The sequence below is a fragment of the Nonomuraea sp. CX421 genome, from assembly GCF_059358955.1.
Genome location: NZ_JCADBK010000011.1, coordinates 69,207 through 83,587 on the forward strand (window position 1 = coordinate 69,207; position 14,381 = coordinate 83,587).

Genomic DNA, 14,381 nt, shown 5'->3' on the forward strand with positions numbered 1-14,381 from the left:
GCCGGTCACGTGTACTCGGCCTGCCATGAGACCCGCGCCCTGAGCTCGCTCTTGACGGAGAACACGCCGCCGCTGACCACGCCCACGGCGCGGCCCACCCGGCCCGGGCCCTTGGCGGGGGTCCAGCGGCCGTTCGGCTTCCGGTACTCGATCCGTACGCTGCCGGCACCGACCTTGGCGCCGGTGGACCGGTGGACCGTGCCGGTGTGCAGGAGGCACGTGACCGTGTTCCGGCCGCTCACCTGTGCGGTCGACCTGCTGGTGGACGTGATGTCGGCGTCGATCCGGGGCCGGGAGAACGCGGCGACGGTGACCGGCACGCTCTGGCTGACCGCGGTCTCGCCGTCGCGGCCCCCGATCAGCTCGGCGCGCACCCGCCCGGTGGTCGGCGTGCTGATCTCCGCGCTGAAGAGGCCGGAACGCCATTCGGTGACCGCTTCACCGATCTCCTCCCAGACGACCGGCACCGCGGTGGCCGTTTCGCCGGTCTCCAGCCCTTCGCCCGGGTCGAAGGCCCGGAAGGTGATCGAGACGAGCTGCCCGCCGTACGGGAGGGTGGCGGAGCCGTCGCGGATGAGCAGGTGACCGGAGGCGACAGCGATCTCACCCGCCGCGATGTCGCGCGGGACGACGTCGAACTCGGAGAAGTGCGCCTCTCCCAGGGGCGGGCCGCCGGAGACCAGGAAGGGCAGGTCGGTGAACACGTGGCCGGTCTCGACCGTGGCCCGCCAGAGGCCGGACCCGTCGCGCGGACCGAACCGGTGCGTGGCTCGCCAGGCGCCCTCTCGCGGACCGGGGGCGAAGCGCAGCCGGGTGAGGGAGCCGTCGGGCGCGGCGAGTGTCCCGGCCGGCTCGGACCCTCCCGTGAGGATCGCCTCGACGGTGGCCGTCGCCCCGTCAGGTCCCAGCCGGATCGGGTCCGGTGTGACGGTGATGTCCTCGACGAACGTCTCATGGCGTGGCATCGGTGATCCTTAGCGGGCGGGGTCAGCAGACCTTACGGGCGGGCACGTCGCGGATGTGACGGCTCCAGTCCTGAGCGGACAGGGTGGTCCCGGCGCGGGCGCAGACGGCCGCGGCCACGGCCGAGGGGTTGACCGGCAGGCTCCGCAGGGCTCCGTCGGTCCCGAGGCTGTGAAGGGTGCCGCCGTCGGGAGCGAAGGCCAGGGCCAGGACCCCGCCCGCGTGCGCGGGGACCGGCCGGCCGGTGAGGCCGCCGTCGGCGACGTTCCACAACCAGATCCGGCCGGTGGGCCCACCGGCCGCCAGGAGCCGCCCGTCCGGGCTGAAGACGACCACCTGGAACTGGTCGAATCCCTCCCCGGCGCCGGACAGCCGCCGCACCCGGTCCAGCGTGGCCGCGTTCCACAGGTCCACCCCGACCTCGGACCAGCCGGTGGCCACGAGGGCGCCGTCGGGGCTGAAGGCCAGGCCCAGCACGCCGTCGGCGTCCGGGCCGAACGGCCGCTGCCGGACGCTCCTGGGCGACAGGGTGACGACCCCGCTGTTGGCGGCCCCGTTGACCGCCAGCCGCCGGCCGTCCGGGCTGAACGCCATCACCTCGCCACCCGGCTGGGCGAGCGTCTCCAGTGGGACGCCGCGCCGCGCGTCCCAGAGTTGCGCGCGGCGCCAGGTCCCGGTCACTGGGGCGACCGCGAGCACGTCGTTCGCCGGGCCGAAGGCCAGCCCCCTCACCTGGCCGGCGTCGATCGGCAGGGTCCGCTCCAGGGTGCCGTCGGCAACGTTCCAGACGGACACCCGGGCCTGGTCGGGCGTGCTGACGGCGAGCAGCCGGCCGTCGGCGCTGAACGACATGACGGTGCCGGGCAGCGCCGCGCCGCCCAGCCGCCGCGGCGGCGCGCCCGCCGCCGGCAGCCGCCGCAGCTCGGTGCCCTCCGGCCCCTGCAGCGCGGCGTATCCGGCGCGCGGCCCGAACACCCCGGACACCGCGCGCGGGACCAGCGCGGCCGGGTCGGTCAGCCCGGCCAGGTCCAGCACCACCACGGTGCCGTCGGACAGCAGGCAGGCCAGGCTGCGGTCGCCGGCACCGAAACGCGGGTCGCCGCTCACGGCCCGGACGGGATGGTTCATGAGCCGGACGCCGTCGCGCGACCACACGCTCACGGCGCTCCCGTCATACGTGGCCAGGTAGCGGCCGTCCGCGTTGAAGCTCATCGCCACCGGATCGGCGCCGCGCAGCCGGGGGCCCGTCCATCGCGCCGCCGCGAGGTCCCAGAGGCGCACGTCGGGGCCGTCGGCCAGGGCCAGCGTCCCGCCGTCGGGGGTGACGGCCGCCGCCACGCCCTTCGCCGGGCCGGATCCGCCGGGCGTGGACACCGCCCCTCGCGCGTCCCTGACCTGGTAGCCGCGGTCCCGCAGCAGCTCGATCCGCGTACCGCCGCTCACCTTCAGGTCGGCCAGGCCGGTGGCCGAGCCCGCCAGGCGTGGCGGGCCGCCGCCCGCGAGGCGCCAGATCCGCCACTCGCCCGCCGGCGACAACGTGACGAGACCGTCCCCGGTCGCGTCGAAGGCCAGGTACGAGGCGCCCGCGCCGAAGGGCGGCCCGCTCGGCCGCCCGGTCGTCAGGTCCCAGAGCCGGACGGAACGGCGTCCGCCGATCGCGAGCGTCCGGCCGTCCGGGCCGAGCGCGATCATCCGGGCGTCCTCGCCGATGCCCGTCACCTCCCCGGCCAGACGGTGCGTGGCCACGTCATAGACGCTCGCCCGGCCGCCGCCCGCCGCGACGAGCGTGCTCCCGTCCGAGCTGAGGTCGTAGACGGCGGCGCCCTGCCGGGGCGGCGGCCGGAACACGTTGAGCTCCCGCTGGGCCAGCGACCCGCGCAGCTGCGCCAGCACCCGAGGGTCGCCGGGGGCCAGCCGCCAGGCGGCGACGCTCAGCAGCATCGCGGTGACCGGCTCGGTGGCCCGCAGCCGGTCCGCCTCCTCGGCGGTCCGCCTGGCGGTGCTCTCCACCCGCTGGGCGGCGTCCGCCGTACCGCGCGCCACCAGGATCGACACCGTGCCGATCACGACGGCGAGGAGCGCGGCGATGCCCGCCCTGACCTGCCTGCGGGACCGGCCCTGGGCCCGCTCCCGCGCCTCCGACGTGTCCAGGAACGCCCGTTCCAGGCGGTTGGCGGTGAGATGGCCGTCGCGCTGGGCCGCCCAGTCCAGCGCGGTCCGCAGGGCCGAGCCGCGGTAGAGGTCGGCGGGGTCGCGGCCGTTGGCCCGCCAGCGCATGGCCGCCTCGTTCAGGCGGGCGTGCACCCGCAGCCGCTCGCGCTCCTCCTCGACCCAGCCGCGCATCCGGTCCCAGGCGCGGATCAGGGCGGGGGCGGCCAGCGTCATGCTGCCGCCGGCGTGCTGGAGCAGGTCCTCGCGGACGAACGCGCCCAGCACCCGCCGCACCCGGTCCGGCGGGAGCGTGCCGTCCAGGAGATCGCCGACGCCCGCCCAGCGGAGCGTGTCGTCCGGGCCGTCGCCGGCCGGCACCAGCCGGAGCAGCAGGCCGGGCACGAGAGCCCGCTCCTGCGGGCCGAGCCGGGTGTAGACGCCCTCGGCCACCTCGCCCAGCGGCCGCTCGGCCGGTCCGGCGCGCACCTCGGGCGGCCGGCGCACCGCCCGCGCCGCCTCGCTGCCCGCCGCCAGCAGCGCACCGGTGCCGTCGCCACGGCCGAGCAACGCGGCCAGCAGCTCCCTCGCGTCCGGGCGCCGCCTCGGGTCGTCGGACATCGCCGCGTCCACCAGCCGCCGCAGCGTCCCGTCCAGGGCGGACAGGTCCGGCCGTCTGGTCACGATCTGGTGGTACGTCGCCGCCGGCGTGTCGGCGACGAACGGCGGCCGTCCCGTGGCCGCGAACAACACCACCGCGCCCCACGCCCACACGTCGGCCGCGCGGCCGGCCCGCTCGCCGCGCACCCGCTCCGGCGACAGGTAGGCCGGCGTGCCGATGGGCACCACGCCGTCGTCCGTGACGGTCGCGCCGTCCAGCCGGGCGATGCCGAAGTCGATCACTTTCGGCCCGTCCGGGCCGAGGACCACGTTCTCCGGTTTGAGGTCCCGGTGGACGACCCCCGACCGGTGGATCGCCGTCAGCGCCGTCGCCACCCCCGTGGCGAGCCGGTGCAACTCGACCGAGTCGTACGGGCCGCGTTCCCGCACCGCCCGCGACAGGCTGGGGCCGTCGACGTACTCACTCACGATGTACGGCTGCGCCGCCTCCAGGTCGGCCGCGATCACCCGGGCGGTGCAGAACGGCGCCACCTGGCGGGCAGCGGCGACCTCCTTGACGAACCGGCCCCGTGCCTCCTCGGCGCCGCCCCGGTCGAGCCGCAGCAGCTTGACCGCGACCCGTTCCCCGCTGGGCCCGTACGCCTCGTGCACGACGCCCTGCCCGCCGGCGCCGAGCCGCCTGCCCAGCCAGTAGCCCCCGAACTGCCGTGCCTCCTGCTGGACGAACGGTGCCTGAACCATCGCCTCCTCCGCCGGCCGGCCGGTGCGCCGCGTCTCCCGCGCGTGCCGGACTCCGCCGCGCGCGATGCCGGTCCACCCGCAGGTTACGGAGTACCCCGGCGCCGGCGCCCCAGGGAACGACCTAGGGATAACCCTGGATCATGCCGAGAGCCGCGCCTGGATCCGCGCGCCTGGGATCCGCGCGCCTGAGGTCCGCGCCGGGTCAGGATGTGCGCCAGCGCGTGGACGCCGCCCAGCACCAGCGGGAAGGCCGCCGTCGCGGCCCCGGCGGCGGGACCACCGCTGACCGGCACCCCGGCGGCCCGCAGCCGTCGCCACGCCCACACCGTGAACGGGATCACCACCAACGGCGCCGTCGCCCGGGAAGCGCCGTTCCAGGCGCGGTCGTGCTCGCCGTGCCCAGCCCGCCATCGTGGCCAGCTCCTCCGCGTCGTGCACCGCCCACGCCGCCAGCAGCCCCCACGTCACCGTCAACGGAACCATCGCGACCCTTTCTCAAACACAACGCAACGTTGCGTTCCACTTTAGGACTTCACCAAGGCGGGCTGTCAAGATGGAGGGGTGCCAAGGATCGAGTCCACAGCCGCGCGCCTGGCCAAGCTCGGGTTCGCCGACGGAGCCGCCGCCGCCCGGCTGGCCCACCAGGCCGGAGCCGAGTTCGACGAGCTGCTGGAAGATCTGGTCGACGTGGCCGATCCCGATCTCGCGCTGGCCACGCTGACCCGGCTGGCCGAACGCGCGCCCGGCCTCGCCGGCTCCCTGCGCGCCGACGAGCGGCTCAGGACCCGCCTGCTGGCCGTCCTCGGTGTGAGCGCCGCCCTGGGCGACCACCTGGTGCGCCATCCCGGGCAGGTGGCGCTGCTGGGCGTGCCCCGGCTCGACGACGCCCGCGCCGAGCTGCTGCGCGCGGTCGGCGCCGAGCCCGGCGACGACGAGCCACGCGCGACCGTCGCCGACGCCCTCGTGGCGCTGCGCGTCGCCTACCGCGGCCGGCTCCTGCACCTGGCCGCGCGCGACCTCACCGGCCAGGCCACGCTGCCGGAGGTGACCGCCGAGCTGTCCGACCTCGCGGGCGCCGCCCTGGAGGCCGCCCTGGCCATCGCACGGGCCGAGGTCGACGCCGGCGACGTACGGCTCGCGGTGATCGGCATGGGCAAGGCCGGAGCCAGGGAGCTCAACTACATCAGCGACGTCGACGTGATCTTCGTGGCCGAGCCCCGCGACGGCGCCGACGAGACCAAGGCGCTGCGGGCCGCCACCAGGCTGGCCCAGGCCATGATGCGGGCCTGCACCGTCGCCACGCCCGAGGGCTCACTGTGGGAGGTCGACGCCGGGCTGCGGCCCGAGGGGCGATCCGGGCCGCTGGTGCGCACGCTGGCCAGCCACCTGGCCTACTACCGGCGCTGGGCCAAGACCTGGGAGTTCCAGGCGCTGCTCAAGGCCCGGCCGATGGCCGGCGACCTGGAGCTGGGCGGCGCCTACGTCGAGGCGGTCAACGACCTGGTCTGGACGGCCGCCACCCGAGACAACTTCGTCGAGGACGTCCAGGCCATGCGCCGCCGCGTCGAGGCCCATGTGCGGGCCGAGGGGGAGCGGCAGATCAAGCTGGGGCCCGGCGGGCTGCGCGACATCGAGTTCGCGGTCCAGCTGCTCCAACTCGTCCACGGGCGGCTCGATCCGCTGCTGCGCCGCAAGGCCACGCTGTCGGCGCTGGCCGCCCTCTCCAGGGGCGGTTACGTGGGGCGCGACGACTCGCGCGGCCTGGCCGAGGCCTACACCTTCCTGCGCCAGGTCGAGCACCTGCTCCAGCTGCACCGGCTGCGCCGTACCCACGTCCTGCCCGCCGACCCCGCCGACCTGCGCCGGCTCGGCAGGGCGCTCGGCATGCAGGCCGACCCGGTCGGAGAGTTCACCGAACGCTGGCGGCGGCACGCCAGGGAGGCCCGGCGGCTGCACGAGAAGCTCTTCTACCGCCCGCTGCTCCAGGCGGTCGCCCGGCTGCCCGAGACCGAGACGCGGCTGTCCACCACGGCGGCGGCCGCCCGGCTGCGCGCCCTCGGCTACGTCGACCCCGAGGGGGCGCTGCGCCACCTCGCCGCGCTCACCTCCGGCGTCTCGCGGCGGGCCGCGATACAGCGCACGCTGCTGCCGGTCATGCTCGGCTGGTTCGCCGACACGCCCGACCCGGACGCCGGGCTGCTCGGCTTCCGGCAGGTCAGCGACAAACTCGGGGCCACCCCCTGGTACCTCCGGCTGCTGCGCGACGAGACCGCGGTCGCCGCGCGGATGGCGCGCGTGCTCGGCACCAGCCGCTACGCGACCACCCTGCTCATGCACGCCCCCGACGCCGTCGCGCTGCTGGGCTCCGAGGACGAGCTGGCGGTGCGCCGCTCTGACGCGCTGCCGGCCGAGGCGTCGGCAGCGGTCTCCCGCCACGCCGGCGCCCCCGAGACGGCCGTCGCCGCCGTCCGGGCGCTGCGGCGCAGGGAGTTGTTCCGCACCGCCGTCGCCGACCTGTTCAGGCTCATCGACATCGAGCAGGTCGGGGTCGCCCTGTCCACACTGAACGACGTGACGATCCAGGCGGCCCTCGACGCGGCGATCAGCAGCCACGGCCCTGGCGGGGTGCCCACCCGGTTCGCGGTGATCGCCATGGGACGGCTGGGCGGCATGGAGTCCTCCTACGCCAGCGACGCCGACGTCATGTTCGTCCACTCGCCCGAGCCGGGCGCCCCGGAACGGGAGGCCACCGACGCCGCCCACGCCATCGCCAACGAGCTGCGCCGCCTGCTCAGCCTCCCCGCACCCGACCCGCCCCTGCTCATCGACCCCGACCTGCGCCCCGAGGGCCGCCAGGGCCCGTTGGTGCGCACCCTGGCCTCCTACGAGGCCTACTACGCCCGCTGGTCGTCGTCGTGGGAGTCGCAGGCGCTGCTGCGCGCCCGCTTCTCGGCCGGCGACGCCGACCTGGGCGCCGCGTTCGTCTCGCTCGCCGACAGGCTGCGCTACCCGGCCGGCGGCCTGCCCGAGGAGTCCGTACGCGAGATCAGGCGGCTGAAGGCCAGGATGGAGGCCGAGCGGCTGCCCCGCGGCGCCGACCCCGCCCTGCACACCAAGCTGGGCCCCGGCGGGCTGTCCGACGTCGAGTGGGTGGCCCAGCTCCTGCAGCTCCGCCACGCCGGCGCGGTCCCGTCACTGCGCACCACCCGCACCCTGCCCGCCCTGCGCGCGGCCGTGGCCGAAGGTCTGCTGGACGCCGCCGACGAGGCGGTGCTGGCGGAGGCCTGGCGGTTCGCCTCCCGCGTCAGGGACGCCGTCATGCTGGTCAAGGGACGCCCCGGCGACAGCGTCCCGGGCGACGCCCGCGAACGCGCCCGCATCGCCCAGACCCTCGGCTACCCGCCCGACGGCTCGGAGGACTTCCTCGACGACTACCGCCGCGTCACCCGCCGCGCCCGCCGCGTCGTCGACCGCGTCTTCTACGGCTCCTGACGGTCCTCACCCATCACGTGCGGTCCGTTGCGGCCGGTGCCCTCGCGGGTGTATCAAGGCGCGGGGTGATCGCTCTTGTTATCCGTTTACGTTGATCTCGGCCTCGGCCTCGTGCTGTCGTTCCTGCTCCTGTCACTGCTGGTGAGCGGGCTCAACGAGGCGTTCGTGCGGCTTCTGGCCATCCGCAGCAAGTTCCTGTGGGCCTACCTGCGCGACACCATGGACGGCAGTGACGCCGAAGGCAGGTCGTGGCTGCCGGCCAGGGCGCGCGACGTGTTCGGCGCGCTGCCGTTCGCCCGAGACGCCCGGCCGGTTCACAGCGACCAGCCAGCGCCCGTCGAGACAGCCGAGTTGCCGGTGAGTGAGACCAAGGCCGAGGACGTCATGACGAAGCTGCTCTACGAGCGGGTTCGCGAGATCGACCATCCGAAGACCGGCCGCACCAGCATCGCCGACATCCCGCCGGGCCGGTTCGCCGGCGCCATGATGGAGATGGCCGCCGCCGACCCGGGCAGCGTCGACGGGCTGCTGGAGAAGCTCAGAACGATGGGCAGCCCGCTCCACGGTCACCTCAAGGGCGTGTGGGAGTCCGCCCAGCGCGACCTGGACCGCTTCAGGCAGGGCGTGGAGACCTGGTTCGACGCCGAGATGCAGCGGCTGTCCATGCTCTACCGCCGCTACGTCAAGTGGGTCGTGGCCGTGCTGGGCCTCCTCGTGACGCTGCTGTTCACCATGGACGGCCTCGAGTACGCCAAGACGCTGCTGCGTGACAACGCCTTTCGGGCCTCCGTCACCGCCGTGGCCGAGGCCGGCCCCGACGCCTACACCGAGCTCAAGACGCGGTGCGAGCAGTCCGACCCGGTGCCGTGCATCACCGACACGCTCAGCCAGCCGGCCCTGGTCAAGGTGTTCGACCACGCGATCGTCAGCCTGTCGATCCCCGAGGAGGGAGATCCGGCCATCCACTGGAACGGCGCCACCTGGTGGGACCGGCTGACCACGCTCAGCCACTGGCCCGGCTACCTGCTGACGTACGTCGCGCTGCTGTTCGGCGCGCCCTTCTGGTGGGACCTGTTCCGGCGCATCACCGGCATCCGCTCCCGCCACCACGGATGAGGCCCATTCAGTGGGTTACGCTGACCACGATCTTGCCGACCTGGGTGCCGGACTCCATGTGCCGGTGCGCCGCCGCGATCTCCTCCAGCGGGAACACACGGTCCACCACCGGGCGGAAGGCACCGGAGCGCAGGCCCGAGGAGACGAACGCCGCGCCGCGGCGCAGCCGCTCCGGGTCCCTGGTGATCTCGTGCACCGTGTACGTGCGCATGTTGAGCTTGGGCATGCCCAGGTCGAACCCCGGGTAGGGCGTCGGCTGCCCGCTCAGCATGCCCCACAGGAACAGCGTCCCGCCGGGGGCCACGGCTCGGGCCCGCTCCGCCACGCCCGGCCCGGCGACGGCGTCGAACACGTACTCGGCGCCGCTGCCGCCGGTCAGCGCCAGCACGCGGGCCGTCACGTCCTCCTCCTCCGAGACGATCACCTCGGCCGCGCCCTCCTCGATCAGCCGCTGCCGCTTGTCGCGCGTCCGGGTGACGGCGATCGGCGTGGCGCCCAGCCGGTCGGCCGTGTGGATGGCGGCCAGCCCGACACCGCTGGAGGCCGCGTTCACCACCGCCACGTCGCCCGGCCGGATCCGTCCCACCTCCACCATCGCGCCGTACGCCGTGAGGTACGGCATCCAGACGGCGGCCCCGGACACCGCGTCCACCCCGTCCGGACGGGGCAGGAGCGCGCTCGCCGGCACGATGGCCCGCTCGGCGTACACGCCGTAGTCGTTCTGTGAGAAGGCCGGCACGACGCTGATCGCCTGCCCCACCGCGAGTCCCGTCACCCCCGGCCCGACCGCCTCGATCACCCCGGCGCCCTCGGTGCCGAGCCGGGCGGGGAACTGCTTGACCGGCTCGATGTACACTCCCAGCCGGAACAGCGCCTCGGCCCGGTTGACGCCGATCGCGTCCACCCGGATCCGCACCTCACCGGGTCCCGGCTCGCCTGGCTCCACGTCCTCCAGCCGCATCACCTCGGGCCCGCCGATCTCATGGAAACGCACAGTCCTCGCCACGCCGCACTCCTTCGCTCATCGCCGACGCGACCACTGTTGCCCACAAGTACGATGGCTGTCAAACTTCGACCATTGTCGTACTATGGGCTCATGGAACGCACGCCGCCGCACCCCGAGGTGTCTGAGTTCGACCTGCAACAGGTGCTGGAGGCCCTGGTGGATCCGGTACGCCGGAGCATCGTCACGCAGCTCGACGCCGCCGGCAGCGACCTCGCCTGCGGCACGTTCGACATGCCGGTCAGCAAGTCCACCGCCACCCACCACTTCAAGGTGCTGCGCGAGGCGGGCCTGATCCGGCAGTACTACGTCGGGACCTCGCGGATGAACGCCCTGCGCCGCACCGAGATGGACCGAGCCTTCCCCGGCCTCCTCGACGCCCTCACCTCCCGCCAGGCCGTGGGCCACTGACCCGTCACTGGTCGGAACCCGGTGAGCTGGCCGCGCCGGGCGGGCTCTGCCCGGCCTGGCCGTTCAGCCGGGCGGCCAGGTCCGGCCGTTCGTAGCCGGAGAACACCTAGGTGGTGATCAACGGAGCTTCGCGTGTCGATTCCGGCACCAGGACCAAAGAACCGTTGGCGGAGCGCAGACCGCTCAGATGAAGGAAGGCCTCCGTAGCCGCGGCCTGGCCGCGCCCGCCGGACTCGGCCCACTTCACCACCTCCGCGACAGACCGGGCACGCAACCGCGGTTGGGTGACCAGCTCGGCCAGGCCGGCCAGCACGGCGGCGTCATGGTCGATGCCGACGGCCTCGCACAAGCGCTCGGCGGCGCTGAACACCCTGCCCACCGGTGCGCCCTCCAGCGCCGCCACGGCCAACAGGAGTGCCCGCCGATATCCGTGCCTCGGCTCCTGTGTGGCACTGAACCAGCCTTTGAGCTCCGTTTCCCCCCAGTGGTGATAGGCCGCGAGCACCTCGTCGGCGCCCAGGTGCGGGGCGCGGTGACCTGATTCGTGGACGTACTCAGCCAGCGTGACGGCGTCCTGGGTGGAGGCGTCGTCCAGCGCGGCGCCGATCCGCTGGTCATGAACCCAAGCCGACGCCTCGTCGGGCATCAGGTCGCGCCGCTGAGCCGTACACCAGGACTGTCCTATCTTTGATCAATGGAGACAGAGCGGCTCATCATGCGCAGATGGCGCGACGACGATCGGGCGCCGTTCGCGGCCATGAACGCCGACCCCGAGGTGATGGAGCACTTCCCCGCGACGATGACCCGGGCGCAGAGTGACGCCTTCGTCGACCGCATCGAGCAGCGCTTCGACGAGCTGGGCTACGGCCTGTGGGCGCTGGAGGTGCGCGCCACCGGGGAGTTCGTCGGGTTCACCGGCCTGGCCCGGCAGACGTTCGAAGCGCACTTCAACCCGTCGGTGGAGGTCGGCTGGCGGCTGACCCGGCACGCCTGGGGCCACGGCTACGCCATCGAGGCGGCCCGCCGGGCGGTGCGTCACGGGTTCGACGCCGGCCTCGACGAGATCGTCTCCATGACCGCCGTCGGCAACCTCCGCTCCCGCGCCGTGATGGAACGGCTCGGCATGACCCGCGACCCGGCCGACGACTTCGAGCACCCGCACATTCACTCGGCCAGCCCCCTCCAGCCCCACGTGCTCTACCGCCTCACCTCCGATCAGGTGACGCGCGGCTGACAGGGATCGTCCTGGCCGCCGCCCGCCGGTGCCGGGGGATTGCAGGTCCGAAGTCCGCCGGAATGACCGGTCCGAACGCTGCCAGCCCGCGCCGGGGGCCCACGCCTAGCGTGTTCGGCGATGGAATCCCTCCGGTCGCCCGGAGGGCCCTATGGCGAAGGAACACGTATGGATCTGCAGCTTTCCGGTCGCGTCGCGATCGTCACCGGCGCGTCCAAGGGCATCGGCCTGGCCGTGACCCGCACCCTGCTCGGCGAGGGGGCCCTAGTCGTGGCCGTCTCCCGGAAGACCAGCCCCGAGCTGGCGGAGCTGGGCGGTGGCCTGCTCCACGTACCGGTCGACCTGATGGACCCCGAAGCGCCCGGCCAGGTCGTGGAGCGGGCCGTGGCGGAGTTCGGAGGGCTCGACATCCTGGTCAACAACGCCGGTGGCAGGCCGCCCGGGGTGGCTCTGCCGCGCTTCTCCTTCCTGGCCCCGGCCGACGAGGACTGGCGGGTCATGTTTGAGTTCAACCTGTTCTCGGTCGTGCGCTTCGTCCGGGCCGCCATCCCGCCGATGCTGGCGCGCGGCGGCGGCTCGATCGTCAACGTCTCGTCGGGTTCCGCCCGGCTTCCGGCCCCGATGAACGTCGACTACAGCGCGGCCAAGGCGGCCCTGAACAACGTGACCAAGGCGCTGTCGGAGGAGTTCGCCCCGCAGGGCATCCGGGTCAACACGGTCTCCCCGGGGCCAGTGCGCACCGCCTGGTGGACCGAGGAGGGCGGCGCGGCCGACATCATCGCCGGGCAGGCGGGCGCCGACCGCGACACCGTGATGGACCGGGTCGCGCCGGAGATGATGAATCTGTCGATCGGACGGCTGGTCGCCCCTCAGGAGGTCGCCGACGCGATCGCCCTGCTGGCCTCGCCGCGCTCGGCGGCGACGACCGGTGCGGACCTCGCCGTCGACGCGGGCTTCCTCAAGCAGGTCTGACACCGGCCCGGGCCGAGGGCTGCCGTGGGACATGCACATGAAGGTCACCCAGGAGGATGACGGCTACCTGGGCGTCATCGGCTTCGCCGCCGACTCCGACAAGGACGGCGGCTAGGGCTTCCGGCAAGAACGGCCCGGCACCGATCACTTGGGTTCAAGGGATCGGCGCCGGGCCGTTCTGTTCGGCCGACGTCGCTCAGCAACGACGAAGGCCGGGAAAGCGTGCCGTCACACGTCGTAGTAGAGCTCGAACTCGTGCGGGTGCGGGCGCAGGCGGATCGGGTCGACCTCGTTCTCGCGCTTGTAGGCGATCCACGTCTCGATCAGGTCGGGCGTGAACACGCCGCCTTCGAGCAGGTAGTCGTGGTCGGCCTCCAGGGCGTCGAGGACCTCGGAGAGCGAGCCGGGGACCTGCGGGACCTGGCGGGCCTCCTCGGGCGGCAGCTCGTAGAGGTCCTTGTCGACCGGCTCCGGCGGCTCGATCTTGTTGCGGATGCCGTCGAGACCCGCCATCAGCATGGCCGCGAACGCGAAGTAGGGGTTGCACGACGGGTCGGGCACCCGGAACTCGATGCGCTTGGCCTTGGGGTTGGAGCCCGTGATCGGGATGCGGACGCAGGCCGAGCGGTTGCGCTGGCTGTAGACCAGGTTGACCGGCGCCTCGTAGCCCGGGACCAGCCGGTGGTAGGAGTTGACCGTCGGGTTGGTGAACGCCAGCAGCGACGCCGCGTGCTTGAGCAGGCCGCCGATGTAGTAGCGGGCGGTGTCGGACAGGCCCGCGTAGCCCACCTCGTCGTAGAAGAGGGGCGCCCCGTCCTTCCACAGCGACTGGTGGCAGTGCATGCCGGAGCCGTTGTCGCCGAAGATCGGCTTGGGCATGAAGGTGACCGTGTGGCCGTACTCCATGGCGGTGCTCTTGATGATGTACTTGTAGAGCATCAGGTTGTCGGCCGTCTTGAGCAGCGTCCCGAACCTGAAGTCGATCTCGGCCTGCCCGGCGGTGCCCACCTCGTGGTGCTGCATCTCGACGTCGATGCCGCACTCGATGAGGTTGCGGACCATCTCGGAGCGCAGGTCGGTGAAGTGGTCCATCGGCGGCACCGGGAAGTAGCCGCCCTTGTAGCGCGGCTTGTAGCCGAGGTTGCCGCCCTCGGTGGCCTTGCCGGTGTTCCAGGCGCCCTCGATGGAGTCGATGTAGTAGTAGCCGGCGTTCTGCCTCGTCTCGAAGCGGACGTCGTCGAAGATGTAGAACTCGGCCTCGGGGCCGAAGTAGACCGTGTCGGCGATGCCGGTGCCCTTGAGGTATTCCTCGGCCTTCCGTGCCACGTTGCGCGGGTCACGGCTGTAGGCCTCGCCCGTCAGCGGGTCGTGCACGAAGAAGTTGATGTTGAGCGTCTTGTGATCGCGGAACGGGTCGAGCACGGCGCTCGTCGGGTCGGGCAGCAGCAGCATGTCCGACTCGTGAATCGCCTGGAAACCGCGGATCGACGAGCCGTCGAACATGAGGCCGTCGGTGAAGACGTTGGCGTCGAAGTTCTCGACCGGGAAGGTGAAGTGGTGAGTCGTCCCCGGCAGGTCGGTGAACCTGACATCGACGAACTGCACTCCTTCGTCCCTGATGAACTTCAGGACGTCGTCGGCGGAGTTGAACACTCTCGAAACCTCCCAGTGCGAACCGGC

Annotated in this window: 11 protein-coding genes; 5 read left to right on the forward strand and 6 right to left on the reverse strand. The window is 73.1% G+C overall.

The annotated features are described in order from the left end of the window. Positions 1-5: 5 nt before the first annotated feature. From AC5L3X_RS20955 to AC5L3X_RS20965, 3 genes are all read right to left on the reverse strand, one after another. On the reverse strand, positions 6-965 hold the full coding sequence (locus AC5L3X_RS20955; protein ID WP_494858962.1) for a hypothetical protein: 960 nt from the start codon (positions 963-965) through the stop codon (positions 6-8). A gap of 22 nt (positions 966-987) precedes the next feature. Further along, the gene (locus AC5L3X_RS20960) at positions 988-4,473 is read right to left on the reverse strand and encodes a protein kinase domain-containing protein (protein WP_494858963.1); all 3,486 of its coding nucleotides are present in this window, start codon (positions 4,471-4,473) and stop codon (positions 988-990) included. 138 nt (positions 4,474-4,611) lie between these two features. Beyond that, on the reverse strand, positions 4,612-4,956 hold the full coding sequence (locus AC5L3X_RS20965) for an HXXEE domain-containing protein (protein ID WP_494858965.1): 345 nt from the start codon (positions 4,954-4,956) through the stop codon (positions 4,612-4,614). Positions 4,957-5,034: 78 nt separating this feature from the next. Between AC5L3X_RS20965 and AC5L3X_RS20970 the strand changes: the two genes are divergently transcribed. Then, positions 5,035-7,965 (forward strand): bifunctional [glutamine synthetase] adenylyltransferase/[glutamine synthetase]-adenylyl-L-tyrosine phosphorylase, encoded by a 2,931-nt coding sequence (locus tag AC5L3X_RS20970; RefSeq protein ID WP_494858966.1) that lies wholly within the window; start codon positions 5,035-5,037, stop codon positions 7,963-7,965. Positions 7,966-8,040: 75 nt separating this feature from the next. After that, entirely contained in the window at positions 8,041-9,081 is a 1,041-nt protein-coding gene (locus tag AC5L3X_RS20975) for a hypothetical protein (protein ID WP_494858967.1), read from the forward strand. Positions 9,082-9,088: 7 nt separating this feature from the next. Here the strand turns inward: AC5L3X_RS20975 and AC5L3X_RS20980 are convergent, their stop codons facing one another. Continuing rightward, entirely contained in the window at positions 9,089-10,087 is a 999-nt protein-coding gene (locus tag AC5L3X_RS20980) for a zinc-dependent alcohol dehydrogenase family protein (RefSeq protein ID WP_494858968.1), read from the reverse strand. A 90-nt stretch (positions 10,088-10,177) separates the two neighbouring features. Between AC5L3X_RS20980 and AC5L3X_RS20985 the strand changes: the two genes are divergently transcribed. Then, positions 10,178-10,495, forward strand: a complete 318-nt coding sequence (locus tag AC5L3X_RS20985) for an ArsR/SmtB family transcription factor (protein ID WP_494858969.1) — start codon at positions 10,178-10,180, stop codon at positions 10,493-10,495. A gap of 106 nt (positions 10,496-10,601) precedes the next feature. Here AC5L3X_RS20985 and AC5L3X_RS20990 read toward each other — a convergent pair whose 3' ends face one another. Further along, the gene (locus tag AC5L3X_RS20990) at positions 10,602-11,141 is read right to left on the reverse strand and encodes a hypothetical protein (RefSeq protein WP_494858971.1); all 540 of its coding nucleotides are present in this window, start codon (positions 11,139-11,141) and stop codon (positions 10,602-10,604) included. A gap of 48 nt (positions 11,142-11,189) precedes the next feature. On the opposite strand from AC5L3X_RS20990, the gene AC5L3X_RS20995 reads away from it, so the two are divergent. Both AC5L3X_RS20995 and AC5L3X_RS21000 read left to right on the forward strand, forming a co-directional pair. Continuing rightward, positions 11,190-11,729: a GNAT family N-acetyltransferase gene (locus AC5L3X_RS20995; RefSeq protein ID WP_494858972.1), complete on the forward strand. Its 540-nt coding sequence runs from the start codon at positions 11,190-11,192 to the stop codon at positions 11,727-11,729. Between the two features lie 168 nt (positions 11,730-11,897). Next, a complete protein-coding gene (locus AC5L3X_RS21000; RefSeq protein WP_494858973.1) occupies positions 11,898-12,701 on the forward strand; it encodes an SDR family NAD(P)-dependent oxidoreductase in 804 nt (267 codons plus the stop codon). Between the two features lie 228 nt (positions 12,702-12,929). Here AC5L3X_RS21000 and glnA read toward each other — a convergent pair whose 3' ends face one another. Then, on the reverse strand, positions 12,930-14,354 hold the full coding sequence (glnA, locus tag AC5L3X_RS21005) for a type I glutamate--ammonia ligase (RefSeq protein ID WP_189125966.1): 1,425 nt from the start codon (positions 14,352-14,354) through the stop codon (positions 12,930-12,932). Between the last annotated feature and the right edge of the window lie 27 nt (positions 14,355-14,381).